The 26,280-nt window shown below is 72.2% G+C and carries 29 protein-coding genes; 17 read left to right on the forward strand and 12 right to left on the reverse strand.

All coding sequences use genetic code 11. The annotated features are described in order from the left end of the window. Positions 1-45: 45 nt before the first annotated feature. Positions 46-258 carry an acyl-CoA carboxylase subunit epsilon gene (locus PVK37_RS10690; RefSeq protein WP_275033679.1) on the reverse strand — a complete coding sequence of 71 codons (213 nt, stop codon included), beginning with the start codon at positions 256-258 and terminating at the stop codon, positions 46-48. A 91-nt stretch (positions 259-349) separates the two neighbouring features. On the opposite strand from PVK37_RS10690, the gene PVK37_RS10695 reads away from it, so the two are divergent. Further along, entirely contained in the window at positions 350-2,431 is a 2,082-nt protein-coding gene (locus PVK37_RS10695; RefSeq protein ID WP_275033680.1) for a serine/threonine-protein kinase, read from the forward strand. Positions 2,432-2,538: 107 nt separating this feature from the next. Beyond that, entirely contained in the window at positions 2,539-2,778 is a 240-nt protein-coding gene (locus PVK37_RS10700) for a hypothetical protein (RefSeq protein WP_275033682.1), read from the forward strand. Positions 2,779-2,782: 4 nt separating this feature from the next. Here PVK37_RS10700 and PVK37_RS10705 read toward each other — a convergent pair whose 3' ends face one another. Then, entirely contained in the window at positions 2,783-3,100 is a 318-nt protein-coding gene (locus PVK37_RS10705; RefSeq protein WP_275033683.1) for a recombinase zinc ribbon domain-containing protein, read from the reverse strand. After that, on the reverse strand, positions 3,097-3,297 hold the full coding sequence (locus PVK37_RS10710) for a hypothetical protein (RefSeq protein WP_275033685.1): 201 nt from the start codon (positions 3,295-3,297) through the stop codon (positions 3,097-3,099). Before PVK37_RS10710 ends, PVK37_RS10705 begins: the two co-directional genes overlap by 4 nt. 235 nt (positions 3,298-3,532) lie before the next feature. Between PVK37_RS10710 and PVK37_RS10715 the strand changes: the two genes are divergently transcribed. Then, positions 3,533-3,757, forward strand: coding sequence for a winged helix-turn-helix domain-containing protein (locus PVK37_RS10715; RefSeq protein WP_275033686.1), 225 nt, complete (start codon positions 3,533-3,535; stop codon positions 3,755-3,757). 102 nt (positions 3,758-3,859) lie between these two features. On the opposite strand, the gene PVK37_RS10720 is transcribed toward PVK37_RS10715, so the two are convergent. Both PVK37_RS10720 and PVK37_RS10725 read right to left on the reverse strand, forming a co-directional pair. Continuing rightward, positions 3,860-4,615 carry a GH25 family lysozyme gene (locus tag PVK37_RS10720; protein WP_275033687.1) on the reverse strand — a complete coding sequence of 252 codons (756 nt, stop codon included), beginning with the start codon at positions 4,613-4,615 and terminating at the stop codon, positions 3,860-3,862. 128 nt (positions 4,616-4,743) lie between these two features. Further along, a complete protein-coding gene (locus PVK37_RS10725) occupies positions 4,744-5,313 on the reverse strand; it encodes a Uma2 family endonuclease (protein ID WP_275033689.1) in 570 nt (189 codons plus the stop codon). Between the two features lie 76 nt (positions 5,314-5,389). On the opposite strand from PVK37_RS10725, the gene PVK37_RS10730 reads away from it, so the two are divergent. The 4 genes from PVK37_RS10730 (at position 5,390) to PVK37_RS10745 (ending at position 8,706) form a co-directional block, all read left to right on the forward strand. Then, complete coding sequence (locus tag PVK37_RS10730; RefSeq protein WP_275033690.1) at positions 5,390-6,133, forward strand: M50 family metallopeptidase; 744 nt, start codon at positions 5,390-5,392, stop codon at positions 6,131-6,133. A gap of 45 nt (positions 6,134-6,178) precedes the next feature. After that, positions 6,179-7,225, forward strand: a complete 1,047-nt coding sequence (locus tag PVK37_RS10735; RefSeq protein WP_275033691.1) for a ketopantoate reductase family protein — start codon at positions 6,179-6,181, stop codon at positions 7,223-7,225. An 88-nt stretch (positions 7,226-7,313) separates the two neighbouring features. Continuing rightward, positions 7,314-7,814, forward strand: coding sequence for a sigma-70 family RNA polymerase sigma factor (locus PVK37_RS10740; protein WP_275033692.1), 501 nt, complete (start codon positions 7,314-7,316; stop codon positions 7,812-7,814). Then, entirely contained in the window at positions 7,807-8,706 is a 900-nt protein-coding gene (locus PVK37_RS10745; protein ID WP_275033693.1) for a hypothetical protein, read from the forward strand. The genes PVK37_RS10740 and PVK37_RS10745 overlap by 8 nt, the downstream gene beginning before the upstream one ends. 91 nt (positions 8,707-8,797) lie before the next feature. On the opposite strand, the gene PVK37_RS10750 is transcribed toward PVK37_RS10745, so the two are convergent. Continuing rightward, complete coding sequence (locus PVK37_RS10750; RefSeq protein WP_275033694.1) at positions 8,798-10,381, reverse strand: acyl-CoA carboxylase subunit beta; 1,584 nt, start codon at positions 10,379-10,381, stop codon at positions 8,798-8,800. A 97-nt stretch (positions 10,382-10,478) separates the two neighbouring features. Here PVK37_RS10750 and PVK37_RS10755 point away from each other — a divergent pair, with 97 nt between their 5' ends. Continuing rightward, positions 10,479-11,441, forward strand: a complete 963-nt coding sequence (locus PVK37_RS10755; RefSeq protein ID WP_275033695.1) for a biotin--[acetyl-CoA-carboxylase] ligase — start codon at positions 10,479-10,481, stop codon at positions 11,439-11,441. A gap of 133 nt (positions 11,442-11,574) precedes the next feature. Beyond that, the gene (locus tag PVK37_RS10760) at positions 11,575-12,147 is read left to right on the forward strand and encodes a PH domain-containing protein (RefSeq protein ID WP_275033696.1); all 573 of its coding nucleotides are present in this window, start codon (positions 11,575-11,577) and stop codon (positions 12,145-12,147) included. Positions 12,148-12,309: 162 nt separating this feature from the next. Here the strand turns inward: PVK37_RS10760 and PVK37_RS10765 are convergent, their stop codons facing one another. The 3 genes from PVK37_RS10765 to PVK37_RS10775 form a co-directional block, all read right to left on the reverse strand. Beyond that, positions 12,310-13,356, reverse strand: coding sequence for a MaoC/PaaZ C-terminal domain-containing protein (locus PVK37_RS10765; protein ID WP_275033697.1), 1,047 nt, complete (start codon positions 13,354-13,356; stop codon positions 12,310-12,312). Continuing rightward, positions 13,353-14,144: a GtrA family protein gene (locus PVK37_RS10770; RefSeq protein WP_423791027.1), complete on the reverse strand. Its 792-nt coding sequence runs from the start codon at positions 14,142-14,144 to the stop codon at positions 13,353-13,355. Before PVK37_RS10770 ends, PVK37_RS10765 begins: the two co-directional genes overlap by 4 nt. Before the next feature lie 62 nt (positions 14,145-14,206). Then, positions 14,207-14,800, reverse strand: coding sequence for a GtrA family protein (locus PVK37_RS10775; RefSeq protein ID WP_341483429.1), 594 nt, complete (start codon positions 14,798-14,800; stop codon positions 14,207-14,209). Positions 14,801-15,207: 407 nt separating this feature from the next. On the opposite strand from PVK37_RS10775, the gene PVK37_RS10780 reads away from it, so the two are divergent. The 4 genes from PVK37_RS10780 (at position 15,208) to PVK37_RS10795 (ending at position 20,028) form a co-directional block, all read left to right on the forward strand. Beyond that, positions 15,208-17,040 (forward strand): phosphoenolpyruvate carboxykinase (GTP), encoded by a 1,833-nt coding sequence (locus PVK37_RS10780; protein ID WP_275033699.1) that lies wholly within the window; start codon positions 15,208-15,210, stop codon positions 17,038-17,040. Between the two features lie 111 nt (positions 17,041-17,151). Next, positions 17,152-18,054 (forward strand): hypothetical protein, encoded by a 903-nt coding sequence (locus tag PVK37_RS10785; protein WP_275033700.1) that lies wholly within the window; start codon positions 17,152-17,154, stop codon positions 18,052-18,054. A 29-nt stretch (positions 18,055-18,083) separates the two neighbouring features. Next, positions 18,084-19,211, forward strand: coding sequence for a geranylgeranyl reductase family protein (locus PVK37_RS10790; RefSeq protein WP_275033701.1), 1,128 nt, complete (start codon positions 18,084-18,086; stop codon positions 19,209-19,211). A gap of 46 nt (positions 19,212-19,257) precedes the next feature. After that, the gene (locus PVK37_RS10795) at positions 19,258-20,028 is read left to right on the forward strand and encodes an isoprenyl transferase (RefSeq protein ID WP_275033703.1); all 771 of its coding nucleotides are present in this window, start codon (positions 19,258-19,260) and stop codon (positions 20,026-20,028) included. Between the two features lie 69 nt (positions 20,029-20,097). Here the strand turns inward: PVK37_RS10795 and otsB are convergent, their stop codons facing one another. The 3 genes from otsB to PVK37_RS10810 form a co-directional block, all read right to left on the reverse strand. Beyond that, complete coding sequence (gene otsB, locus PVK37_RS10800) at positions 20,098-20,922, reverse strand: trehalose-phosphatase (protein WP_275033705.1); 825 nt, start codon at positions 20,920-20,922, stop codon at positions 20,098-20,100. A gap of 97 nt (positions 20,923-21,019) precedes the next feature. Beyond that, positions 21,020-21,373 carry a hypothetical protein gene (locus PVK37_RS10805; protein ID WP_275033706.1) on the reverse strand — a complete coding sequence of 118 codons (354 nt, stop codon included), beginning with the start codon at positions 21,371-21,373 and terminating at the stop codon, positions 21,020-21,022. A gap of 103 nt (positions 21,374-21,476) precedes the next feature. Beyond that, the gene (locus PVK37_RS10810) at positions 21,477-21,923 is read right to left on the reverse strand and encodes an XRE family transcriptional regulator (protein ID WP_275033708.1); all 447 of its coding nucleotides are present in this window, start codon (positions 21,921-21,923) and stop codon (positions 21,477-21,479) included. A 351-nt stretch (positions 21,924-22,274) separates the two neighbouring features. Between PVK37_RS10810 and PVK37_RS10815 the strand changes: the two genes are divergently transcribed. The 4 genes from PVK37_RS10815 to PVK37_RS10830 all read left to right on the forward strand — a co-directional run bounded on the left by PVK37_RS10815 (position 22,275) and on the right by PVK37_RS10830 (position 26,262). Next, the gene (locus PVK37_RS10815; protein ID WP_275033709.1) at positions 22,275-22,745 is read left to right on the forward strand and encodes a hypothetical protein; all 471 of its coding nucleotides are present in this window, start codon (positions 22,275-22,277) and stop codon (positions 22,743-22,745) included. Between the two features lie 354 nt (positions 22,746-23,099). Further along, positions 23,100-24,506 carry an RNA 5'-3' helicase PhoH2 gene (locus PVK37_RS10820; RefSeq protein WP_275033710.1) on the forward strand — a complete coding sequence of 469 codons (1,407 nt, stop codon included), beginning with the start codon at positions 23,100-23,102 and terminating at the stop codon, positions 24,504-24,506. Positions 24,507-24,780: 274 nt separating this feature from the next. Beyond that, positions 24,781-25,485, forward strand: a complete 705-nt coding sequence (locus PVK37_RS10825; RefSeq protein ID WP_275033711.1) for an aggregation-promoting factor C-terminal-like domain-containing protein — start codon at positions 24,781-24,783, stop codon at positions 25,483-25,485. 129 nt (positions 25,486-25,614) lie between these two features. Next, positions 25,615-26,262: a rhomboid family intramembrane serine protease gene (locus tag PVK37_RS10830; protein ID WP_275033712.1), complete on the forward strand. Its 648-nt coding sequence runs from the start codon at positions 25,615-25,617 to the stop codon at positions 26,260-26,262. Positions 26,263-26,280 lie beyond the last annotated feature (18 nt).

Raw genomic sequence — 26,280 nt, forward strand, 5'->3', positions numbered from 1 at the left:
TGACAGTCGGCAGCCCCACACCCGGGCGCACGCCACGGGTGCCGGTCAGCGGGGCAGGCCGGAGGCGCGCCAGGCGCCCGGGGCCGCGACGGGCGGCATACTGCCTGGTCGGCCGCTGCGTGCCCAGGTGGAGGGCGCTGCGGGGGCGGGCGCGGCGGTCGGCCGGGGCCGGACGACGAGCGCGCCCACCAGGGCGGCCAACTCCTCGGCGGTGGGAACTCCCCGGACCACCCGGAAGCGAGGCTGTTCGACGGACATGTGTCAAGCGTACGCGTCGGCAAGTTGACCTATCCCGCATAGTGGCGTGCCGGCGGTGTGACAGTGCGCTGCGCCGGGTACCGTCTCGGCAATGTCGAACGCGCTTCCCCAACTCGTCGCCAACCGATACCGGCTCATCTCGCCGCTCGGTCAGGGCGGCATGGGTCGGGTCTGGAAGGCGCGCGACGAGGTGCTGCACCGTGACGTGGCGATCAAGGAGCTGGTGCCGCCGCCCAGTCTCACCGACGAGGAACGTCGGGAGATGCGCGAGCGCTCCCTCCGCGAGGCGCGGGCCATCGCCCGGCTGAACCACATCAACGTCGTCCGCATCTTCGACGTGCTGCGTACCGACGGCGACCCGTGGATCGTCATGGAGTACGTGGCGTCCAAGTCCCTCCAGGACACTCTCGCCGAGGACGGGCCGGTGTCGCCGGCCCAGGCGGTCGAGATCGGACTCGGCGTGCTCGGCGCGCTGAAGGCCGCGCACAAGGCGGGCGTGATGCACCGGGACGTCAAGCCGGGCAACGTGCTGCTCGGCAACGACGGCCGGGTGGTGCTGACCGACTTCGGCCTGGCCACCATCCCCGGCGACCCGAACGTCACCCGTACCGGCATGGTGCTGGGCTCGCCGGCGTACATCGCGCCGGAGCGGGCCCGCGACGGCACCGCCGGTCCGGAGGCGGACCTGTGGTCGCTGGGCGCGACGCTCTACGCCGCCGTGGAGGGCAAGTCGCCGTACGCCCGGCCGTCCGCGATCGCCACCCTGGCCGCGCTGGCGACCGAGCCGATGCCGCCACCGAAGAACGCCGGGCCGCTCAAGCCGGTCCTCAACGGACTGCTCCGCAAGGACCCGACCGAGCGGATCGACGCCGAGGTGGCCGAGCGGCTGCTGCGCCGCGCGGGCGGCAAGCGGGCGCGCACCATCTCACTGCTGGACGGGGTACGCCGGCCGGGGCCGAACGGGCCGCGTGAGCCGCGTCCCCCGGTGGTGCCCGCGCCGCGTCCGGCGGAGGGTTCGGGTAGCTCGTCGGTGCCGCCGGTGGTCGCCGGGGCGGCGGCTGCGGCTGCCGCCACCTCCGGGGCCACCGGTACGGACAGCAGCGTCGAGGACGCCGCCGCGACGGGTAAGCCTCCGACCGCGACCGGTTCCGCCCCGGTCAGCGCCGCCTCCGGCCCGACCACCTCCGGCACGACGTCTACGGCTTCTGGTACGACGGACTCCGGCGCGACCGCTGGTACGGCCGGTGCCGGCGCGGACGTGACGGCGAAGGTGCCCGCCCCGGACGCCGCCGGCCCGTCCGGTTCGGACGCCGAGCCGACCGCCGTGGTCCCCGCCGACCGGGGTACCGGCACGAAGCCACCGATCGCGCCGAAGCCGCAGAACCCGACCGCGGTGATGCCGGCCGCCCCGCTGAGTCCGCCGCCACCCACGGCACCCGGGCGGGCGGCCGTGCCCCCACCGGGTACGCCGCCGCAGCCGGACAACCGGCGGCGCAACCTGCTGATCGGCGTACTGGTGGCGGTGCTGCTGCTCGGTCTGGTGCTGGTCGTGCCGCAGTTGATCGGCGGCTCCGACGATCCCGACCCGGGGCCGCAGACCGGGTCGTCGACTGACGCCTCCACCGGGCCGTCCGCCGCCCCGCCGACGAGTGCGCCGGCCGCGTCGCCGACCTCGGCCCCGGCGAGCCCAACACCCAGCCCGAGCCCGAGCACCTCGGCGGGGGTCACCCTGCCGGCCGGCTGGAAGATGCACAAGGACCAGCGTGGCTTCGAGATGCCGCTGCCGGAGGGCTGGACCCGGAGTCAGGGCGACACCTATGTGACGTTCCAGGAGCCGAACGGGGTCCGGGAGGTCGTCATCGACCAGACCAACACCCCGGGCAAGGACGCTGCGGCGGCCTGGCGGGAGATCGAGTCGGCCCGGAAGGACCGCGTCCAGAACTACAAGTTCCTGAGCATCAAGGAGTGCCCCGGGTTCTGGAAGACCTGCGCGGACTGGGAGTGGTTGGAAACCCGGGACAACACCCGGATCCACGTCCGCAACCGTGGGTTCGTGACGGCCAGCAACCGGGGGTACGCGATCCGCTGGGAGGTGGCCGCCAGCGAGTGGGAGGCCAACCTGGACGAGTTCGAGCTGATCGCGAAGGGGTTCAAGCCCGACCGGCAGGACTGAACGTACCGCCGCTGAGCATGGGATTCGTACCGGTGCGACGTTCGTTCGCATGACTTCCCGCCGAACGGGGTATCTCTACCCCTGACGACGGAAGGGAGGTACGACCGATGAGTTACCGACGGAAGGCTGCGAAGCCCTCGGTGGCACTGTGGATGCTGGTCGCGCTCGGCGACGCCGTACTGCTGCTCGCCAGCATCGGTATGTCGGTGCTGTTCGCCCTGCTCAGCGTCGTGACCATCACCGCCGCCCTGGTGGGCGGCCGGATGATGCTGCGGCGCGGCGCGACCATCCGGGAGGGTGTGTCCACGCCGGTCGCGGTGCCGGTCACCCGGCGACGCGACGCCTGACAACTCAGTTCGCGTATCCGACGAAGACCACGTCCGTCTGGTCGTCGTGCACGACGACCAGACGGAACATCTCCGCGACCAGCGCGGCGGCCTCCCGGCGGTCGGTGGGAATCGCCAGGGCCGGGATCGCCGCGAGCGCCGTCCGCACCGCCATCGCCTCCAGGGTGAGGGCATCGACCCAGGTACGACCGCAGCGCGGCCCGCACGCGTAGGCTCGCGGGCCGCCGGGGGCCTGCTCGGGCAGCAGCGTACGCCCGCAGTAGCCGCACCGGACCAGCCCGAGCAGCGTCCAGTGCGGGTGGTTGACGGGTACCCGCCTCATGACGGCCACCGGTTGTTGCGGCGGATGATCGCGGCCACGTCGAGCCGGTCGTTGCCGAGCAGGACGGCGCGGGCGTCCAGGTAGCGGGGGCAGGGCCAGCGGCAGTGGCAGGCCGGGCAGCGCCGGATGCGCAGCAGCCGCCACAGCGGTGGGGGTTGGTGTCGGTCGGCGAGCAGCAGGGCACGGTCCCGTTCCACGGTGGCACCTCCGGTGGGCGGACGGGGTTGCGCGGCGGCCCGCCGACAACGGGGGAGACGCGAGCCGCCGCGCTGGGGAACGCCAACCCCACCGGCTGCGGACCAGGGAGGTTAGCCATGTGCAACCTTATGCATACGGTCAGCTGTTGGCAAGCATGTGCACCCTGATGCATCTCGTTGCTTGTGGCTCCGCGTGTCGCGTGATCGAATGGCGGCGCGGACCAGGGAGTAGCAGATGCCTACCTCAAAGACACAGAAGATCATCAATGATTTGACGGAGCGGATCGAATCCGGTGAGCTGGAGCCGGGTGCCCAGCTGCCGAGCACGGCTGAACTCCGTGCGCAGTACGGCGTGTCGATCACGGTCGTTCGCGGTGCCATCAACTGGCTGAAGGCCAAGGGGATGGTCGAGGGAATGTCCGGGGTCGGGGTGTTCGTGGCGGAGAGGCCGGGGAGCTGAGGTCGTTTCGGCGGGCTGCGTGCCGTACCGGATCGGGACGTGGCGCGGCCGGGCGGGCCGTGAGGTGCGGCGTGCCCGGCCGGTTGCCGTCCGGTTGAGGGATCAGGGCGTGTTGTTCGCCAGGGCGATCAGGCGGGTGCGGTCACCGTTCCAGTGGTTGCGGTCGACGCCGCCGCTGATGCCGGAGACGCTGCCCGAGTCGGTGTACTGCCAGAAGCTCCACACCGGCGCGCCGGCCGGCAGCGTGCCCACGGTGCTCGACCAGCGGGCGACCCAGAGCGGGTGGTTGGCCCACGGGCCGGTCCAGTTGCCGGTGCACTGGTTCCACCAGCTCGTGGTGGTGTAGATGACCGCGTACCGGCCGGTGCGCGAGCGGTAGGTGTTCAGGAAGTCCTGGATCCAGTTGCGCATGCCCGTGGTGCTCAGGCCGTAGCAGTAGCCGCCGCTGTACGGGTTGCCCTCGACGTCCAGGGCGGCCGGCAGGGTGCGGCTGTCCGCCGACCACGCGCCGCCGTTGCTGGCCAGGTAGTTCGCCTGGATCGCGCCGGAGGAGATGTTCGGCCGGGCGAAGTGGTACGCGCCCCGGATCACCCCGGCGTAGTACGAGTTGGTGTAGTTCGCGTTGAAGCTCGGGTCCTTGTAGCTCGTACCCTCGGTGGCCTTGATGTAGGCGAACTGGATGCCCGAGTTGCGGACGCTGGTCCAGTTGATGCTGCCCTGCCAGTTCGAGACGTCGATGCCGGGCGTGGTGGCGGCGGCGGCCGGGCCGGCGGTGGCGACCAGGCCGACCACGGCGGTGGCGAGCGTGGCCAGACCGGTGGCGAGCAGCCGGCGCAGGGCCGGGCGGGTACGCGTCATGGGGCCTCCTCCGAGGATGTTCGTCATTGACGAACATCATTGAAGGATTTCGCCCGCCACCGCAAGGCTTACTAAAAGAATCGCCGCCTGGTGCTTTCTGTCTGGACCTGGCCTTGAGTAATCCGCGATCAGCGCAGCGACGCGGGGTCGAGTGAGAGCGGGAAGGGGGTGCCGAGGGTCAGCGTCTCGCCGGCCTTGGCCACGGCGTCCTCGACGTAGTGCTGACCCTCCAGCCGGAACAGCCGCAGCGTGTGGCTGTGATCGTCCGGCTCGACCAGCAGGTACCAGGGAATCCGGGCGATCGCGTAGAGCTGCGTCTTGAGCACCCGGTCGGCGGCGGCGTTGCCCGGCGGCACGATCTCCCCGACCAGCACCACCTCACCGGCGTCGAGCACTGTGCCCTCGTCGTCGGTGTCCGCCACCACCAGGTCGGGAATGACGATCCGGTCCGGGCCGAGCCGTACGTTCACCGCCTCGAACACCAGTAGGCCCTTCGCTCCGGCCGCCAGTCTGAACCGGTGGGCCAGAGACCAGGACACCAACTGGTGCCGCTTACTCGGGACGGGGCTCACGATCAGGCTGCCGTCGAGGAGTTCGACCCGGTCGGGGCGCTCGCCCAGGGCGAGGTAATCCACCTCGGTCCACGGACCGATGTGCGACTGAAGCGGCGTCCGGCCACTTCCGATGCGGGCCGTCACCCGGCCAGTTTGCCATGGTCACCGACGGCCACCGGGGAATCGGCCGGGGTGCGCCGGGGCGGTAGGCTGCCGGCCCATGACGCCGATCGACAGCCTGGGCGACCTGTGGGACCGGCTCCTCGGCGCGCAGCCCGACCCGCCGCCGCTGCTCGTCCTCGCCACCGCCCTGGTCGCCCTGGCGGTGGTGTCGACCCGGGTGCCGTGGCGGATCGGCCGCAACGCCATCACCATCGCCCACGAGGGCGGGCACGCGCTCGCCGCCCTGCTCACCGGACGTCGGCTGCACGGCATCCGGTTGCACTCGGACACCTCCGGCCTGACCCTCTCCGCCGGCCGCCCGACCGGCCCCGGCATGATCCTCACCCTGCTCGCCGGGTACGTGGCCCCACCGCTGATCGGGCTGGCCGGGGCGTGGATCCTCGGCGGCAACCGGATCACCCTGCTGCTCTGGGTGGCGGTGGCGCTGCTGCTCGCCATGCTGCTGATGATCCGCAACGCCTTCGGCGTGGTGTCGCTGGTGATCACCGGCGGGCTGGTCCTCGGCGTCTCCTGGTACGCGCCGCCGCAGGTGCAGGCCGCGTTCGCGTACACCGGGGTGTGGTTCCTGCTGCTCGGCGGGGTACGGCCGGTGCTGGAACTCCAGCGGCTGCGCGCCCGGGGCCGGCTGCCGGAGTCCGACGCCGACCAACTGGCCGGGCTGACCCCGTTCCCGGCGTTCTTCTGGGTGCTGGTGTTCGCCCTGGTCAACCTGCTCACCCTGCTGGTCGGGGCGGCCCTGCTCGCCGGCCCGCTGCTCACCGACGCCGGCCTGACGGCCTGACCAACCTGCCGGGCCGCTACCGCAGCGGGCCGGCACAATGGCCTGGTGCGATACGTGATCATCGGGGCGGGCGCGGTCGGCGGCACCATCGGCGTACGGCTGGCGCAGGCCGGCCACGACGTGACGCTGGTGGCGCGCGGCCCGCACCTGGCCGCGATCCGCGAGCGCGGGCTGACCCTGCACGCCCCGGCCGGGGACGTCACCGTACGGCTGCCGGCACTCGACGGGCCGGACGAGCGGCCGCTGCCGGCGGACACCGTGCTGATGTTGACCGTGAAGTCCCAGGACACCGAGGCGGCCCTGCGGAGCTGGGCGGACGCCCCGGTGGCCGGCGGCGGTACGGCGGGGGAGCGGCTGCCGCTGTGCACCGCCCAGAACGGCGTCGGCAACGAACGGGCGGCGCTACGGTGGTTCGCCCGGGTGTACCCGGTCTGCGTCTGGCTTCCCGCCACCCACCTGGAACCGGGCGTGGTGGTGGCGAACGGGCACCCGCACCCGGGCATGCTGCACCTGGGCCGCTACCCGGCCGGCGGTACCGACACCACGGCGGACGACAGCATCCGGGAGATCGCGGCCGACCTGGCCGGGGCCGGGTTCGTCGCCCCGGTCCGCGACGACGTGATGCGCTGGAAGTACGGCAAGCTACTGCGCAACCTCGGCAACGGGGTGGACGCGCTGTTCGGCCGGACCGCCCCGGAGCAGCTCCAGACCCGGGTCACCGAGGAGGGCGAGGCGGTGCTCGCCGCCGCCGGCATCAGCCACACCACCCGGGCCGAGGAGCAGGCCGAACGCGGTGACCGGGTCCGGCACGTGCCGGTAGCTGGGCGGGAACGCTCCGGCAGTTCCACCTGGCAGAGCCTGGCCCGGGGCGTCGGTTCGACCGAGGCCGACCATCTCAACGGCGAGATCGTGCTGCTCGGCCGGCTGCACGGCGTACCGACGCCGGCCAACACCGCCGTGCAGATCGCGGTACGTCGGGCCGCCCGGGAGCGGATTCCGGCCGGCGGGTACCCGCTGGCGGAACTGGCCCGCACGCTCCCCGCCGAACTGGGTGGGCTGACCGGCGACGCGGGAGTGAATCCGGCCGGCTGACCGTTGACGCCGAATCCGTCGGCTGACCGGGCAACCGGTGACCTGTCCCGGCGCGTGTCCCCTTGCGACCGCCACGGGGAGGTAGCAGGTGCCGGACGTCGACGGGTTCGACGAGTTCTACCGGGGCAGCCGGCAACGGCTGCTCGGATTCGTCTACGTGCTCACCGGTGACCTCTCCGAGGCGCAGGACTCGGTACAGGAGGCGTACGTGCGCGCGTGGCAGCGCTGGTCCACCGTCAGCGGGTACGACGACCCGGAGGCGTGGGTACGGGTGGTCGCCTCGCGGATCGCGGTGAGCCGGTGGCGTAGCCTGCGCAGCCGGGCCCGGGCGTACCTGCGGCACGGGGCCACCGAGAGCGTGCCCGCCCCGAGCACCGACACCGTCGAGGTGGTGGCCGCGCTGCGTCGGCTCCCCGAGGAACAGCGCACCGCCCTCGCCCTGTACTACCTGCTCGGCCTGCCCGTCGCCGAGGTGGCCCGGGAGACCAACGCCCCGGTCGGCACGGTCAAGGCCCGACTCTCCCGGGGGCGTACCGCGCTCGCCGGGCTGCTCGCCGTCACGGAGTTGGAGGAGGCCGCCGATGCCTGACCGGAAGCCCACCCTCACCGACCGGATCGTCACCGACCTGGCCACCGTGCGGTGGCCGGAGCCGGCGGAGATCCGCGCCGAGGCCCGTCGCCGCACCCGACGGCAGGTGGCCGGGGCCGCGGCCGTCCTGCTGCTCGTGGTCGGGACGTCCGCGGTCGTGTTCGGCCCGGCGGCCCGGCCCGGCCCGCACCGGGTGGACGCCTCGGTGGCCGGCCCGTCGCCACACGTCGAGATCCCGATGGAGGCCCTGCTGCAACCGGCCGACCTGAACCAGCGGTCCGATCCGCCGCTGACCCAGGCGGGTCTCGGTGAACTGGTCCAGGTCGACACCGGCGCGCTCGCCGCGTGCCGCCAGGCACAGGGCCTGCCGGTCGGGTGGGAGACCTCGCTCTGGTCGCGGTCGCAGACGATGCCGCGGAACCGTCCGGACGGCTACGACGTGCTGGTCAGCCAGGACGTGTACCGGGTCGAGCCGCAGGTCGCCGTCCGCTTCTTCGCCACCCTGGACGGGCTGGTCGCTTCCTGTACCAACTGGCGTTCCGTCGGCCCGATCCGGTGGCAGGGCGAGATGGTCACCAGGTCGTTGGTGCACAGTTACGCGCTGATCGACCGCAACTTCACCGGCGACGAGTCGGCCCTGCTGCGGCACACCATCTCCGAGCGCCGGAACGAGGCCACCGGTGAACCGCTCGGGGAACCAAGTTCCATCGACCTGGCGGTCGTCCGGGTCGGTGACCTGGTGACGGTCATCAACCCCGATCCCGCCACCACCACCCAGGACGAGCTGCGCAGGCTCGGCCGGACCGCCGCCGCCCGGCTGTGCGTCGCGGCCAACCCGGTCCGGTACGTGATCCGGCCGGCCGGGCAGACGGCACCTCTCACGGCCTGCTGAGCTGAGCCGGCGGGCCGGCTACCGCACCGCGGACCGGGCGGTACTGGCGGTGCCGACGGACCCGGGGTGCCGGCCTCCGGCGGGGCGGACGTCAGAGCGGGATGTTGCCGTGCTTCTTCGGCGGCAGGGTCTCCCGCTTGGTGCGCAGCACCCGCAGCGCCCGGACGATCTGGGTACGGGTCTCGTGCGGCTGGATGACCGCGTCGACGTAGCCCCGCTCGGCGGCGACGTACGGGTTGGCCAGGGTGTCCTCGTACTCGGCGATCTTCTCGGCCCGGACGGCGGCCGGGTCGTCGGCGGCGGCCAGCTCGGCGCGGTACAGGATGTTCACCGCGCCCTGCGCGCCCATCACCGCGATCTGCGCGGTCGGCCAGGCGAAGTTCAGGTCCGCGCCCAGGTGCTTGGAGCCCATCACGTCGTACGCCCCGCCGTACGCCTTGCGGGTGATCACGGTGACCTTCGGGACGGTGGCCTCGGCGTACGCGTAGATGAGCTTCGCGCCGCGTCGGATGATGCCGTCCCACTCCTGGCCGGTGCCGGGCAGGAATCCGGGCACGTCCACGAAGGTCAGCACCGGGATGTTGAACGCGTCGCAGGTACGGACGAACCGGGCGGCCTTCTCCGAGGCGGCGATGTCCAGCGTGCCGGCGAAGTGCATCGGCTGGTTGGCGACCACCCCCACCGGGCGTCCCTCGACCCGGCCGAAGCCGACCACGATGTTCTGCGCGTAGAGCGGCTGGACCTCCAGGAACTCCGCGTCGTCCAGCACGTGCTCGACGACCTGGCGGATGTCGTACGGCTGGTTCGCCGAGTCGGGGATCAGCGTGTCGAGTTCCCGGTCGGCGTCGGTGACCGCCAGGTCGGCCGGGGCGTCGAACGCCGGCGGCTCGTCCAGGTTGTTCGCCGGCAGGTACGACAGCAGCGCCTTGACGTACTCGACGGCGTCGTCCTCGTCGCTGGCCAGGTAGTGGGCGTTGCCGCTGCGGGTGTTGTGGGTACGCGCCCCGCCCAACTCCTCCATCGCCACGTCCTCACCGGTCACCGTCTTGATCACGTCCGGCCCGGTGATGAACATGTGCGAGGTCTGGTCGACCATCACGGTGAAGTCGGTGACCGCCGGGGAGTACACCGCGCCGCCCGCGCACGGCCCCATCACCAGCGAGATCTGCGGGATCACCCCGGAGGCGCGCACGTTGCGGAAGAAGATCTCGCCGTACAGGCCGAGGCTGACCACGCCCTCCTGGATCCGCGCGCCGCCGGAGTCGTTGATGCCGACCACCGGGCAGCCGATCTTCATCGCCAGGTCCATCACCTTGACGATCTTCTGACCGAAGACCTCACCCAGCGAACCACCGAAGACCGTGAAGTCCTGGGCGAAGACGCAGACCTGACGACCGTCGACGGTGCCGTACCCGGTGATCACCCCGTCCCCGTACGGGCGGGTGCGGTCCAGCCCGAAGTTGGTCGAGCGGTGCCGGGCCAGCTCGTCCAGCTCGACGAAGGAGCCCTCGTCGAGGAGCAGCTCGATCCGCTCACGGGCGGTCTTCTTGCCCCGCGCGTGCTGCTTCTCGACCGCGCGGGCCGAACCGGCGTGCACCGCCTCGTCGACCCGTCGCTCCAGGTCCGCCAGCTTGCCGGCGGTGGTGTGGATGTTGGTCCCGGTCTCGATGGTCACCCTCGGAATATAACGATGGTTCAGGTGGGCGGGGCTGTGCAGTTCGCCTCAGTGACGGTCGACGGGGCGGTCGACGGGGTGGGGCTACGCTGGCCGGATGCCGGGTTCCCCGTACACCGATCTGGACCGACCACCGCTGGACGCGGCCCGGCTGCGGCGGGCCCTGGTCGCCCCGTCCGGCCCCTGGCAGCGGCTGGAGCTGAAGGTGGAGACCGAGTCCACCAACGCCGACGTGGCCGAGGCCGCGCGGGACGGCGAGCCGGAAGGGCTGGTCGTGGTCGCCGAACGGCAGACCGCCGGGCGTGGCCGGCGCGGTCGGGTCTGGCAGTCACCGCCACGGGCCGGCATCGCGACCAGCGTCCTGCTCCGGCCCGGCGAGGCCGACCGGGAGCGCGGCTGGTCGCCGGTGCCCACCACCGGGTACGGCTGGCTGCCGCTGCTGGCCGGGGTGGCGCTGGTGGAGGCGGTGGCCCGGCTCGCCGAGCTGGACGCCCGGCTGAAGTGGCCGAACGACCTGCTCGTGGACGACGCCAAGTGTGCCGGCATCCTCGCCGAGGCGGTGCCCGGCGGCGCGGTGCCCGGCGGCTCGGTGGCCGGTGGTGCGGTGCCCGCCGGCGCGGTGGCCGGTGGTGTGGTGGCCGGTGGTGCGGTGTCCGGCGGTGCCTCGTCCCGGCCGTCCGCGGTGGTCCTCGGCATCGGCCTCAACGTGACGTTGCGCGCCGACGAACTGCCGGACAACCCGACCGGCCTGCCGGCCACCTCGCTGCAACTGGCCGGGGCCGCCACCGACCGCGATCCGCTGCTGCGTGCCCTGCTCCGCGCGGTCGCCGACTGGTACGCCCGGTGGCGGGACGCCGGAGGCGACGCGGTCGGCAGCGGCCTGCGCGACGCCTACCTGGCCGCCTGTGCCACCGTCGGCCGTCCGGTACGGGTGTTCCTGCCCGCCGGTACGGAGCTGACCGGCACCGCCACCGGTGTGGACGCCGACGGTCAGCTCCTGGTCGACACCGCAGCCGGCGAACGCCGGCTGGCCGCCGGTGACGTCCTGCACCTGCGCTGAGCCTCCCCGCACCTGCGCCACACGTCTGCGTTGAGCGAGGTTCCGGCCTGCCTGCCGCGCGCGGACCGCGTCGACCGCTACCGTCAGCGCGTCCGTTCCGCGAGCAGGTTCGCGGGTCTGCGAGGAGGTTCCCGTGGCGTTCCCCGATGACGTGCTCACCGAGGACGAGCAGGTCGTGCTGCACCTGCACCCGCACTGGAAGGCCCTGATCCGGCCGGTGGCGGTGCTGGTGCTCGGCGTGGCGGCGGTGGCCGCCGCCTGGCTGCTCCTGCCGGCCGGCGACGCCGGACGGATCGGCAGTTACCTGGTGACCGGGATCGCTCTGGTGCTGCTGCTGGTGTTCGCGCTGGTGCCGTACCTGCGGTGGCGCAGCACCCACTACCTGTTCACCGACGAGCGGGTGCTGATCCAGCAGGGCATCCTCAACCGGGAACGGCGGGACATCCCGCTGGCCCGGATCAACGACCATGCGATGCACCAGCGGGTCGTCGAGCGGATCTTCGGCTGCGGCACGCTGACCATCGAGTCCGCCGGTGAGCGGGGCCAGTCGGTGCTGGTCGACGTGCCCCGGGTCGGCCAGGTGCAGACGAAACTGTACGAGCTGGCCGAGGCGCACCACGACCGCCACTCGCTGGGCGACGGCGAGATGCGGGAGATCCTGGCCGACATGCGTGACGGCCGGCCCCTCCGCGACCCTACCGCCTGAAACCACCTGCCCCCGGGCGGCGTACCACTGCTCGACGCCGGCACCGGCCGGCTCCGTGGGCGGTGATTCGGCGACCCTCCTTACGCGGCACCCTCGGTTGCACAGCGGGTTCCTGGCGGGCGGTACCGATGTGGGGAGTCGGCACCGACGGGCCCGGCGGGGTCAGTCGGTGGAGGTGGTCGGCGGTCCGTCGTCCCGTGCGGCCGGGATCACCGCCGTGGGCGCCTCGGTCGGGTGCGGGACGCGTGGTGCCGGGACGTGGCCTGCCGGTACCGGGCCCGGAGAGACGGGCACTGCCGGGACGGAGCCCGGGGGAAACGGGGCCGGAAGGATCGTGGTGGGCCCGTCCACGGATGCCCGGCCGGGTGTCGGTGCCTGCCTGGGGTCCGCCGGTGCCGGGTCGGCGGCCGGTGGCGGGGCGGTGAGCGGTGGCGGGGCGGTGAACGGTGGCGGGGCGGTAGCCGATGGCGCGGCGGTGGCTGGTGGTGCCGATGGCGCGGCTGCGGGTGGTGCAGGTGGTGCGGCGGCGGCCGGTGGGGTGGGGGCGGCAGGCGGTGGGGTGGCGTTCTGATCGGCCGGATCGGAGACGGTGCCGCCGGAGGCTCCCGGGTCCGACCCGGGCGGGCCGGAGGCGGGAGCCGGGTCGGAGAGGCCCGGGTCGGTGGAGCCCCCGTCGGTGGAGCCCGGGTCGGAGGGGGCCGGCTCGGGCTCGGTCGTCCGGAGGGTGAACCAGCCCCGGAACCGGGTGCGCAGCACCTCGCACTCCGGGCGGCCCTCGGCGTCGAGGCGGAGCATGGTGCCGGTCAGGGTGACCGTGCCCAGGCCGGGCCGGGCGGTGGACGGCTTGCTGCCCATCACGTCGAGGCGTACGGCCAGTCGGTCGCCGGCCCGTACCGGGGCGAGCCAGCGCAGCTCCTCCAGGCCGGGGGAGGCGTCGGCCGCCGCGCGGGAGAGCACGTGGTCCACGTACGCCCGCATGAAGAGGCTGACCGTGTAGAAGCCGCTGGCGATCAGCCCGCCGTGGTGGCTCTGTCGCGCCAGTTCCTCGTCGACGTGGTACCACTGCGGGTCGAACCGTCGGGCGAAGGCGACCATCTCGCCCCCGTCCACGGTGATCACGCCGAGGTCGAAGCTGCGGCCCGGGGTCAGGTCCTCGAAGAACAACTCGGCGGAGGTCCCGGTCCCCGACCGGGCGGTGTCCGTGCTCATCGGCGCGGGGCACGCCGGGCGGTGGCGTGCAGCTTGGCGGTGCCGTCGGCGTCCCGCTCGCGGTCGCCTGGGACGACCAGCCCCGGGTCGTCCAGCGGTACCGCGGCGGGGCGGGCGTCCGGGCCGGCCACCGCGGGCCGGGGCGAGACCGCCGGCCGGGGCCGGACCGGCCGGGTGGACCGGCCCGTCTTGCTCGGCTTGGTCTTGGCCCGGGGTTTGACCGTCGGGCGGGGCTTGACCGTGGGCGGCGACGTCGGGTGCGGCTGGACCTCCTCCAGCTCGGTGACCGACTCGGCGAGGTCGGCGACCGGGTCCATGCCGGCGACCGCGTCCCGTTCCGTCGTCGCGGGTGTCGGCGCGGGCTGGAACACGAAGGTCCGGTACGACCAGAACCGGAACAGGGTGGCGAGCACGACGCCGCCGGTCTTGGCCACGTTCAGGGCGAGCAGGCTGGTGACGCCGAGGCCGTACTTGGCGGCGGCGAGCACCCCCAGCTCGATGAGCAGCCCGGTCGCGTTGAACAGGAAGAAAAGGGCGTATTCCCGACGCATGGCTGATTTGGGTCGATCGCGGTACGTCCAGTGCCGGTTCATCAGATACGACGTGATCGTGGCGACCACCGTCGCCACCACGGCGGCCTTGAGCTGACCGTCCGAGAACACGGTCAGTGCCAGCGCGTTGAACACGGCGTAATTGATGACGGTGTTGATGCCACCGACGATGCCGAATTTGAGCGCCTCGCGGACGAACTTCTGCCAGCGCTCGGGCAGGAGGCGGACAAGACGCATGCGGAACACCTTAGGTCAGTCGTGGGTTCCCGGCCGGCTGGCCGGACGGGATGGGCGCGACGTCACGCCCTCGGGTCTCGGTCGTCGTTCGTCTCCGGAGCCTGTCGGGTTCCCGCTTCGACGAAGACGAACCGTCGGTAGGACCAGAACCGGAACAGCGTGCCGAGGCCCGTCCCGACGACGAAACTGGCGATGTTGTCCGCCAGGGTGGTCTGGAACACACCCGGCCAGATGCTGCCCAACCCGTAGCGGCTGACGGCGAGGCAGGCCACCGCGATGCCCAACCCCACGCCGTTGAAGAAGAAGAACAGTGCGTACTCGCGGACCGGGTTGGAGCGCTCCCGGTGCCGCCACGTCCAGAACCGGTTGCCCACGAAGGCGACGGTGGCCGCGATGACCGTGGAGATCATCTTGGCGGTGACGGGTTCCATGCCGCGGCCGGCGATCAGCACGTTGAAGATGGCCAGGTCGATGAGGAAGGCGACCCCGCCCACCGTGGCGAACTTGCTCATCTCCCGGATCAGGTGGCCGAACCGGTCACGCAACGCCCGGACCAGACCCGGGCGGGTCTGCGGGGTTCCACCTGGTTGGTCCCCGGTCACGGTCGCGGCCACGGGGTGAGCGTACCGGCTCGGGGCGCGCCGGACGGGTAGCAACCGCGACAGCGGGTAGACAGCGTCGTCGACGGCGGCCGTGAGGTGACGGCCGACGGTGTCGACGGTGACCGAGGGCGACGCTGACCGAGCGTAGCGGATCGTGACCGGTGGAGGTGCGGGTTGACGACGGTCGTCCGCCTTCCGGAGGAGCGGGTCCAGCACCCGGAACTCCACGAAGGCCAACTGCAGAATTTGCGTGAAACTGCGCGGGAAAGCGGGTATCAGCTCGTGAAGCCGCAGGTTAGCCGTACTTTGTGCAGTTCTTCACAACCAGTCCCACTGACGCCCGGGGCCGCCCGGTTTACGCTGAGCGGAATCCCAGATTTCCACGACGGCGACACGTTCGGTGTTCGCCACGACTCGTGCATCCCATAGAACGGTCAGCGTCGACCACAAGGAGATGTGTCATGGTTGCTCCGGCTGCTGTGCGGGGTATCGATCAGGCCCCGACGTCCCACGCCAAACTGCTCGCCTGGGTCCGGGAAGTGGCGGAACTGACCACTCCCGAACGGGTGGTCTGGGTGGACGGATCCGATGAGGAGTGGCGTCGGCTCACCGACGAGCTGGTCGAGTCCGGCACCCTGATCCGGCTCAACCCCGAGAAGAAACCGAACTCGTTCTACGCGCGTACCGACCCCAACGACGTCGCCCGGGTCGAGGAGCGCACCTTCATCTGCTCGGTCGACGAGGCGGACGCCGGTCCCACCAACAACTGGATGGCCCCGGCCGAGATGAAGCGGACGATGACCGACCTGTACCGCGGCTGCATGCGCGGCAGGACCATGTACGTCATCCCGTTCTGCATGGGCCCGGTCGAGGCCGAGCGCCCGATGTTCGGGGTGGAGATCACCGACAGCCCGTACGTGGTCGCCTCGATGCGGATCATGACCCGGATGGGCGCGAAGATCCTGGCGGCGATGGGTGACGACGCGGACTTCGTGCACGCGCTGCACTCGATCGGCGCGCCGCTGGCGCCCGGCCAGCAGGACGTGCCGTGGCCGTGCAACGAGACCAAGTACATCTCGCACTTCCCGGAGACCCGGGAGATCTGGTCGTACGGCTCCGGGTACGGCGGCAACTCGCTGCTCGGCAAGAAGTGCTACTCGCTGCGGATCGCCAGCGTGATGGGGCGGGACGAGGGCTGGCTCGCCGAGCACATGCTGATCCTCAAGATCACTTCTCCGGAGGGGAAGGTCTACCACATCGCCGGGGCCTTCCCGTCCGCGTGCGGCAAGACCAACCTGGCCATGCTGGAGCCGACCATCCCGGGCTGGAAGGTCGAGACCATCGGCGACGACATCGCCTGGATGCGGTTCGGCCCGGACGGCCGACTCTACGCGGTCAACCCCGAGTACGGCCTGTTCGGTGTCGCGCCCGGCACCGACTGGAAGACCAACGCCAACGCGATGCGGACCCTGGACCGGGGCAACTCCATCTTCACCAACGTGGCGCTCACCGACGACGGGGACATCTGGTGGGAGGGGATGGGCGACCCGCCGGCCCACCTCACCGACTGGAAGGGCAACGACTGGACGCCGCAGAGCGAGCAGCTCTCCTCGCACGCGAACAGCCGGTTCTGCACCCCGATCACGCAGTGCCCGATCCTGGCCGAGGACTACTACGACCCGAACGGCGTCCCGATCGACGCGATCCTGTTCGGCGGCCGGCGCAAGGACACCGTCCCGCTGGTGACCGAGGCCCGCGACTGGGTGCACGGCGTCTACCTGGGCGCGACGCTCTCCTCGGAGACCACCGCCGCCGCCTCCGGCGCGGTCGGCGTGGTGCGCCGCGACCCGATGGCCATGCTGCCGTTCATCGGCTACCACGCCGGGGACTACTTCCGGCACTGGATCGAGATGGGCAAGGGCGCCGACGGCGACGCCTCGAAGCTGCCGAAGGTCTACTACGTCAACTGGTTCCGCAAGGACCCGGACGGCAACTTCCTCTGGCCCGGCTTCGGGGAGAACTCCCGGGTCCTCAAGTGGATCGTCGAGCGGATCGAGGGCCGCGCCGACGCGGTCGAGACCCCGATCGGCATGGTCCCCGCCCAGGACGCCCTCGACGTCGACGGCCTCGACATGACCCCGGAGGACGTCCGGATCGCCCTCAAGGTCGACCCGAACGAGTGGCGCGAGGAGCTGCCGCTGATCAACGAGTGGTTCGAGAAGTTCGGCGACAAGCTGCCCGGCGTGCTCTGGGCCGAGCTGGACGCGCTGCGTGCCCGCCTCGACGCGGCATAGCGGAGGCCCCCGTCACCGCCTCGACGCGGCGTGGTGAAACGCCCCGTCACCGCCTGACGTCGCCGGAAGGACAGGTGTGCGGGTGGAACGGTGCGGGCATCATCAGCAGACATGAGGACGGCCGCCGAAACCGGGACCGGTCACCACCACGGTGACCGGTCCACGGACCGGCGGCCGTCCGCCGTCCGGGCGCTGACCACCCTGCTGTACGTGACCGCCGCGGCCACCGTCGCGGTCGACCTGCTGAACTGGTGGTACGCCCCGGAGCAGGGCTTCGGGCTGGCCGTCCGGACCGGCTGGGCGCTGCTGCGCGCGTTCGGCTTCGTGCTGCTGGTGGGGCACGTCCGCAAGGGCCGGACGCTGGCCCGACCGCTCGGGCTGATCCTCGCCGTCACCACCGTCTTCGCGGTGGGTCGACTGGTCGTGCCCCGACAGGGGGTGCCGCCGTGGCCGGGGATCGCCGGTTTCGTCGCGCTCACCGCGCTCTGCCTGGCGGTGCTCTGGCTGCTGTACCGGTCCCCGGCGGTCGCCGGGCACCTGACCCGGCACCGGGGCCGACTGGTCATCGACCGGCAGGGCCTCTCCTGGCGGGAGACCCCGCCACGCCGTCCGGTGGCGACCGGCTGGCTGCTCACCACCCGGGTCGCCGCGTTCACGTACAGCCCGCTGATGCTGGTACCGGCCCTGGTGGCCGGGGGCACCATCGTGGACGGCCGGCTCGCCGCCGTCCCGGCGGTGCTGTTCTGGTTCGGGTTCGCCCTGGCGACCAGCTACGCGGTGCTGTTCTGCACCTTCTTCCTGCTGCGCGGGAAGCGCTGGGCGCGCGGCCTGCTGGTGGCGCTCACCCTCGGGGTGCTCGCCGTCGACCTGCCGCTGTGCTGGTGGCTGCTCGGGGTGGACGGTCTGGTCCGCGACGGCGCGCCGCTGGTGGCCGCCGCCGGGCTGGCCCTCTACGGTCTGTGGCGGGGCGGACACGAACCCGTGCCCACGGACGGCCCCCGCCCAGCGGGGTGAGGACGGCACCGGACCGGAGGTGAGGCGCGGTGACCGGGACGTACGACGTGGCCGTGGTCGGGGCGGGCCCGGCCGGGGCCGCCGCCGCGCTGGCCGCCCGCCGGGCCGGGGCCGGGGTGCTGCTGCTGGACCGGTCCGACTTCCCCCGCGACAAGGCGTGCGGGGACGGCATCGCCGCGCACGCCCTGGACGTACTGGCCGGGCTGGGCGTCACCGACGCGGTCGACGGGTACCCGCCGCTGCCGGCGTTGCGGCTGGTCAGCCCGGGTGGCGAGACGGTGGCCAAGGTGCTGCCCCGACCGGCGTACACGGTGCCCCGGACGGTCTTCGACGCCCGGCTGGTCGCGGCTGCGGTGGCGGCCGGCGCGGAGCTGCGCCGGCACACCGTCCGCCGGGTCGTCGAGCGGGACGACCGGGTGCTGCTCGACGACGCGTACGCCGCGCGGGCGGTGGTCGGCGCGGACGGGGCCGGGTCGGTGGTCCGGCGGGTCCTCGGCCACCCGATCAACCCGGAGCGGCACCTGGCGCTCGCCATCCGGGGGTACGCGCCGGCCCGACCGGGCCCACCGGAGCAGCTCATCGTCACCTCCGCGCCGCGCTGGCCGGCGTACGCCTGGTCGTTCCCGATCGGTGACGGCCGGGCCAACGTCGGGTACGGGGAGGTGCTGCGGGGTGAGCCGCTGAGCCGGGCGCACCTGCTGGACCGGCTGGCCGGGCTGCTGCCGGAGGCCGGGCCGGGCGCGGTGACCGACCTGCGCGCCCACCACCTGCCGTTGTCCACGTACCGGCCGGCACCGGGACGGGGGCGGATCACCCTGGCCGGGGATGCGCTGTCGCTGATCAACCCGTTCACCGGGGAGGGCATCTTCTACGCGCTGCTCTCCGGTGCGCTGGCCGGCGCGGCGGCGGCCGGTTCGCCGCAGCGGGCCGCCGACCGGTACGCCGACACCCTGCGCCGCCGTCTCGGTACCCACCTGCGGCACAGTTCGGCGGCGGCCTGGCTGGCCCGGCGGCGTCGGGTGGTGGACGCGGCGGTGCGCGCGGCCCGCCGGGACGACCGGGTCTACCACCGCGTCGTCGAGCTGGGGCTGGGGGACGGCCGGCTGGACGCGCGCACCCTCGCGATGATCGGCTGGGGGTTGTCCGGCCGGGTTTGAGGTGGGAAGTGCCTCTTTTCGGCGCGGGTCGCTACGCTGCTTGGTGATGACACTGCGGAACCTGGTCTATTCGGTGTACGAGCGTCGACTGACGGCGAGCCTCGCGGGCAAGCCGGTGCCCCGGCACGTCGGCGTGATGTGTGACGGCAACCGCAGGTGGGCCAGGGAGATGGGGTACGTCGATCCCAACGACGGCCACCGGGTCGGCGCCGCCAAGATCAAGGACGTGTTGGGCTGGTGCGACCAGGCCGGTATCGGGCACGTCACCCTCTACCTGCTCGCCACCGACAACCTGCGCCGTCCGGCCCGGGAACTCGACCCGCTGTTGAAGATCATCGAGGACCTGGTGACCGAGCTGGCCGAGGCGGGCAACCCGTGGCGGCTGCGCATGGTCGGCGCGCTCGACCTGCTGCCCGCGCAGACCGCCACCGCGCTGAAGGCCGCCGAGGAACGCACCCGGGACCGCACCGGCGGGGCCCAGGTCAACATCGCGGTCGGGTACGGCGGCCGGCGCGAGATCACCGACGCGGTCCGCTCGCTGCTGCTGGAGCACGCGGCGACCGGCGGCACCCTGGAGGAGCTGGCCGAGGTGCTGGACGTCGAGCACATCGCCGAGCACCTCTACACCCGGGGCCAGCCCGACCCGGACCTGGTCATCCGGACCAGCGGGGAGCAGCGGCTGTCCGGGTTCATGCTGTGGCAGTCGGCGCACTCGGAGTTCTACTTCTGCGAGCTGAACTGGCCCGAGTTCCGCCGGGTCGACTTCCTGCGCGCCCTGCGCTCGTACGCCAACCGGCAGCGCCGGTACGGCGTCTGACCGAGCCCGCCACCGGCCGGTCCGCCGGCCCGGCGGGCCGGTTCAGCGCGGGTGGCCGGCGGGCCGGGATCAGCGCAGTCGGGCGGCGGCGTCGGTGAGGAAGTCGCCGAGGGCGGCCGGGGAGTCGATGGTCAGGTCGGCGGCCGAGGCGACCTCCTGGCCGGTCTCCGGGTTCGCGACCGCCACGCAGACGCCCACGAAGCCGGGGTCGGTGGCGGCGCGGGCACGCAGGGCCGCGAACGCCTTGATGTCGGAGACGTCGTCGCCGAAGTACCACGCGCCGCCGGCCGAGCGGATCGCCTCGTCGATCACCATGCCCTTGTCCCGGTCGACCGGGGGCTTGAGTTCGAGCACCATCCGGCCGGCCTGCACCCGCAGCCCGAGCCGGTCGGCCTGGGCCCGGCCCCAGCTCTCCACCGCCTCACCCAGGTGCGGGGCGGTGCGGTAGTGCAGGGCGACGGAGAGCCGCTTGTACTCCACCAGGGTCCCCGGTGGGAGTTCGGCGCGGGCCAGCTCGGCCAGCTCGGCCATGGTGGGCACCCAGGGCAGGGCGGCCGGCTCGGTGACGGTGTCGCCACCGGAGTGGCTGTGCTCCAGCCCGTAGAGGCCGTACAGGTCGATACCGACCAGACCGCCCAGATGGTCGCGGAGGAACTCGACCGGCCGGGCGGAGACGATCGCCACCCGTTGCACGACCGGGGCGAGCGCCTCGAGCGCGGCGAGGACCTTCGGGGCGGGCTGGACCGCCGTCGGGTCGTCGTCGACGGGTGCGAGGGTGCCGTCGAAGTCGAAGAAGAGGACGTACTCGTCCGCCCGTTCGGCGGTGGTCGCCCAGGCTTCGGCGGCGTCGAGCGGGGTCTTCGGAGGCTGGTTGCCCAGATTCAGCGGCGGCACGCGCGTCAGCGTACCCCTAGGAGGGCCGCTCATTCGTGGCCGCGAAATGCTCTCTTGAGCGGTCGCCAGGGGCAGAAAGTCTGCGCGCGGGTTGACGTCAGCGTTCGGCGGCTCCCCGTCCGCGCCGGCGCAACGGCAGCACGGCGGCCTCCCGGTCGTGGCTGAGCAGGTAACCCTCCACGAACCCGGCGTTGTGGTCACCGGCGTGCGCCTCGATGTCGTTCAGCCGGGCCACCAGGAACTCGGTGAGCGCGGTGAGCCGGTCGTTGAGCCGGTCGTACAGGTGGGCGAGGACGGCGAGGACGACCGCCGTGCCGGCCGCGGTCAGCGCGAAGAGGTTGACGACCAGGGGAAGCTGCCCGCCCTCGACCACACCGACCACCACGTTGCCGGTCACCGAGAGTGTCACGGACACCGTCGCGACCAGGACTGCCGACCACTTCAGGGCCATGGACAGACCCCTCCTTCTGTCACAGGAGGACGCTAGCGTGCGGGTTCCGTGTCCGGTGCGGAACGCTCGGTACCTGATCGGCGTTCTTTCGCCATCTGAGGAACTAGCTGGCCCGTTTATCCGTATTTCGGGCATCGACCGGCAGCGGTGGCCGATAGGCGAGATATCTGACGGTTTCCCGGATGTGGAACTTCTCCGCGTCGGAGACGGTCGGGTCGACCAGTCGGCGGAGCAGCGCCTCGACGTCCGGGTCCATCGGCGGGGCGTCCGGCCGGGGCCGGGCGGTGGTGGTCCGGTCCCAGCCCAGCGCGGCGAACGCGGTCGCCGGGTCGAGGCCGAGGCCCTGGCAGAAGGCGACCACCCGTTCGGCCTCCGGGTCGCTGGCCCAGTCGCCGCGCACCCAGCGGTTGATGGTCTGGCGGGAGACGCCGGTGCGGCGGGAGACCTCGGTACCACTCCAGGCCCGGGTCGCCCGCGCGTCGTCGAGCGCCCGGCGCACGAAGGCCGCGAAGGCGATCTTGCGCGCGGGGGCGTGGGCGTGGTCGGTCACCTGAAGACGGTACGACCAGCCGATCCGGCCAACGTTGTGAGGCGCGCTCTTGTCACGCGCAAGTGACAACTTCTTCGCGTTGCCCTTGCCTGTCAACTGCCGCTCTACCTGTGTAAATGGCAGAAAAGCTGGGGCTGGGTGTGGCGGCAAACACATAGGAAGCTGTTATTGTCACGCCCATGGGACAACTTTCGGTGTGTCGTGGGTGGGAGCCGGCCGCTTCCCGCCCGGGCCGCGCGCCCGGTACGAGGGAGGTGTGGTGACCGAACTCGCAACCCGTGCCGGGGCCGCCGGCCTGATCGCGGACGGGATGGCCGCGGGTCCGCGCCCGCACCGGACCGGAGCCGTCGGATGAGCCCCTTCTTCGCGGTGTTCCTGGTCCTGCTGCTCGGCTCGACCAGCTATGCGGCCGGCCGGCTGCACGGGCAGCTCAGCTACCGGATCGGATACCGGTTCGGCTACCGGCAGGGCTACTTCGACGGCGACCGGGGGGCCTGGAACCGGCGACGCCGGGGAGCGCAGGCGGCCCTGGCGTCGGCGCTCGCGGTGCCACCCGGACGCGGGTGGCCGGAGTCGAGACCCGCCCCGCCGGCCACGTACCACGGTGCCCCGGCCAACCGGACGGGCACCACCTACACCGGCTCGGCGTTCGCGCCGGCCGGGGCCACCGGTACCCGTCCGGCCGGCCTGACCACCGCAGGACGCCAGCCGATGGCGGCCCTCGGAGGCGGCCAGCCCGTCGTGGCCGTCGGCGTGAGCCAGTCGACCGTGACCGTCGGCGGACGGTACCCGACCGGGACACTGGCCGGCCGGCGCGGCTGAGCCGACCGGAGGCCGCTCGGCGGCCCCGGTGCGTCCCGGCGGGACGCACCGTGGGCCCGCGTCGCACCAGCCGACGCGGGCGTACCGGCCGGGGTGCGCGCAGGGGGCATGCATCCCGGCCGGTATCCGCCCCGAACAGTGTGTTCATCCCCCACTCGATTGAGATCCATCGTCAGCTCTAGCCGGAAGCGGCGGGGCGGCGCTAGCGTCTAGTCATGGTCCGGGGTTCTCCCGGGCCAGCCGGCCAGCCCGGATCTGCGACCTCGCGCACGGGGCCCGCATCCGACCCCGTGTCCCCGGGCACCGGAGGAGGCGGAACGCGGGTGGCGGGTGCCCATCCGTCGGAGCAGGCCTGTGACGACTCGTCGTACCCCCGCCGGTGGCGATCAGACCCCGGCCGCGACCAGCACCACCCGCCGGACGACCCGGAGCCGCCGTACGGCCACGGGCACCGCCGAGCCCGGGGAGCCCCGACCAGAGGTCTTCGTCCTGGACACCTCGGTCCTGCTGTCCGACCCGGCGGCGTTCCACCGGTTCGCCGAACACGAGGTGGTCCTCCCGCTCGTGGTGATCTCCGAACTCGAGGGCAAGCGACACCATCCGGAGCTGGGCTGGTTCGCCCGGCAGTCGCTGCGCATGCTCGACGAGCTGCGGATCGTCCACGGCCGGCTGGACCTCCCGGTGCCCGCCAACGAGCAGGGCGGCTCGTTGCGGATCGAGTTGAACCACACCGACGACCGGGTGCTCCCGCCCGGGTTCCGTACCGAATCCAACGACGCCCGGATCCTGTCCGTGGCGCTCAACCTGGCCGCCGAGGGACGGCAGGTCATCCTGGTCAGCAAGGACATGCCGTTGCGGGTCAAGGCCGCCTCGGTCGGGCTGCGCGCCGACGAGTACCGGCACGGCCAGGCCAGCGACCCCACCTGGACCGGGATGGCCGAGCTGGAGGTGGCCGAGGAGCAGATCGGTCAGCTCTACGCCGGTGAGGCGCTCGACCTGGACGCCGCCGCCGGGCTGCCCTGCCACACCGGCCTGGTGCTGCACTCCGGCAACGGGTCGGCGCTGGGGCGGGTACTGCCGGACAAGACCGTCCGGCTGGTCCGGGGCGACCGGGACGCGTTCGGGCTGCGCGGTCGCTCGGCCGAGCAGCGGATCGCGCTGGACCTGCTGCTGGACGAGTCGGTCGGCATCGTCTCGCTGGGCGGCCGGGCCGGCACCGGCAAGTCGGCGCTGGCGCTCTGCGCGGGCCTGGAGGCGGTGATGGAGCGCCGCCGGCACAAGAAGGTGGTGGTCTTCCGGCCGCTGTACGCGGTGGGTGGTCAGGAACTCGGCTACCTGCCCGGCTCGGAGTCGGAGAAGATGTCGCCCTGGGCGCAGGCGGTCTTCGACACCCTCGGCGCGGTGGTGCACGAGAACGTGATGGAGGAGGTCACCTCCCGGGGCATGTTGGAGGTGCTGCCGCTGACCCACATCCGGGGGCGCAGCCTGCACGACGCGTTCGTCATCGTGGACGAGGCGCAGTCGCTGGAGCGCGGGGTCCTGCTCACCGTCCTGTCCCGGATCGGGCAGGGCTCCCGGGTGGTGCTCACCCACGACGTCGCCCAGCGGGACAACCTGCGGGTGGGGCGGCACGACGGGGTGACCGCCGTGATCGAGACGCTGAAGGGTCATCCGCTGTTCGCGCACGTCACCCTCACCCGCTCGGAGCGGTCGCCGATCGCCGCGATGGTCACCGATCTCCTGGAGGACATCCCGCACTGATAGTCGCTTTTGTGGGCCTGCGTCGCTATCTTTATAGTGGCGCAGGTCACATTTGAGTCGTGTGGTTTCCCAACCGACCCACAGTGCGCGATGGTGTCCCACGAGCGCCCGCGCACCAGGAGCACCGTTGGTGAGCACTGGTCACCCGGGTCGGGCTCGCCGGCCGGGTGCCGGCGACCGCCGGTGCGGGTCGGGGCGCTCACGGCGCGGACCCGTCCGGTGCTGACCGGGGTCGGTCGCGCCGTGTCCTTGACCCCGACGAAGGGACCACTTCGTGAGTCGGCTGTGGAGCCGGTTGGGTGCCCGTACCGCCGCCGTAGCGTTGCTCTCCGTGGGCGTCGCCGGCGGCTTCTATCTGGGCGAAGACCGGGAGACCCGGCGATCGGACGCGACCGCGCCGGTCGGCCAGGTCGTCGTCGAGCAGTCGCGGTACGTGCAGACCGACCAGGTCGTCGAGTCCGCCCGCTACCAGACCGAACTGCGTGCCATCCAGCGCGCCGAGGCCGCCGAGCTGGCCGCCCGCAAGGCCGCCGCCGAGCGGGCCGCCCGCAAGAAGCGCGAGGCCGAGGCCAAGGCCAAGGCGGAAGCCGAAGCCAAGGCGAAGGCCGAGGCGGAGGCCAAGAAGGCCGCGAACAGCAAGCCGTACGACGGGCCGATCCCCGCCTCCTGCAACGAGTACAGCGGCAACCGCGAGATCGGCTGCGCGCTGCTGCTCGACAGCGGGTTCGGCATCGACCAGATGCCCTGCCTGGACAAGCTGTGGACCAAGGAGAGCGGCTGGAACCACAAGGCCCGCAACTCCTCCTCCGGGGCGTACGGGATCCCGCAGTCGCTGCCGGGCAGCAAGATGGGCTCGGCCGGCGACGACTGGGAAACCAACCCGGCCACCCAGATCGAGTGGGGCCTCGGCTACATCAAGGGCCGGTACGGCACGCCGTGCAAGGCCTGGGGGCACTCCCAGGACGTCGGCTGGTACTGACCGACCGGGCTGTTCGACGGGGGTGTGCGGTGATCCGCACACCCCCGTCGCCGTCGGTGGGGCCGCCGGACCGGGTCGGCGCGCCGGTCGGGTTGGCGGTCGGCCTGCTGAGCTGATAGCTACTTGTGGGTGACTTACGACGGTGGCCCGTCGGGCAACGACCCGAACCGGTTCGGCACCGAGGCCTTCTACGCCTCGCTGGGGCGGGCCTTCGTCGCCATGTGCGCGGTGGTGCCCGTGCTCTTCCTGATCGAGGCGCTCGACGTCTGGCTGGACGCCGGCTTCGACCCGGCCGCCGGGATCATCCCCAAGCGCATCGACGGGCTGGACGGGGTCTTCTTCTCACCCTTCCTGCACCACGGCTTCGACCACCTCTACAGCAACAGCATCCCGTTGATCCTGCTCGGCACCTTCGTGCTCGCCGCCGGGGTCCGCCGGTTCCTGTGGTCGACGCTGGTGATCATCCTGGTCAGCGGGCTCGGCGTGTGGTTCACCGGATCGTCCAACTCGGTGGTGGTCGGGGCCAGCGGCGTGATCTTCGGGTACCTCGGCCTGCTGCTCACCCGGGGCATCGTCGAGCGCACCTGGTGGAACTTCGCGGTGGTGCTCCTGGTCGGTCTGCTCTACGGCTGGCAACTGGTCGGCATCCTCCCCACCGACGAGCGCATCTCCTGGCAGGGGCACCTGTTCGGGCTGGTCGGGGGCGTTCTCGCCGCGGTGCTGTTCCGTCGGCGGCGGGCCGAGGTGGATCCGGCGTCCCCGCTGCCCCTGTCCTGATCACGCCACGTGGGACAT

It is taken from the genome of Micromonospora cathayae (genome assembly GCF_028993575.1).
In the GTDB taxonomy this organism is placed as follows: Bacteria; Actinomycetota; Actinomycetes; order Mycobacteriales; family Micromonosporaceae; genus Micromonospora; species Micromonospora cathayae.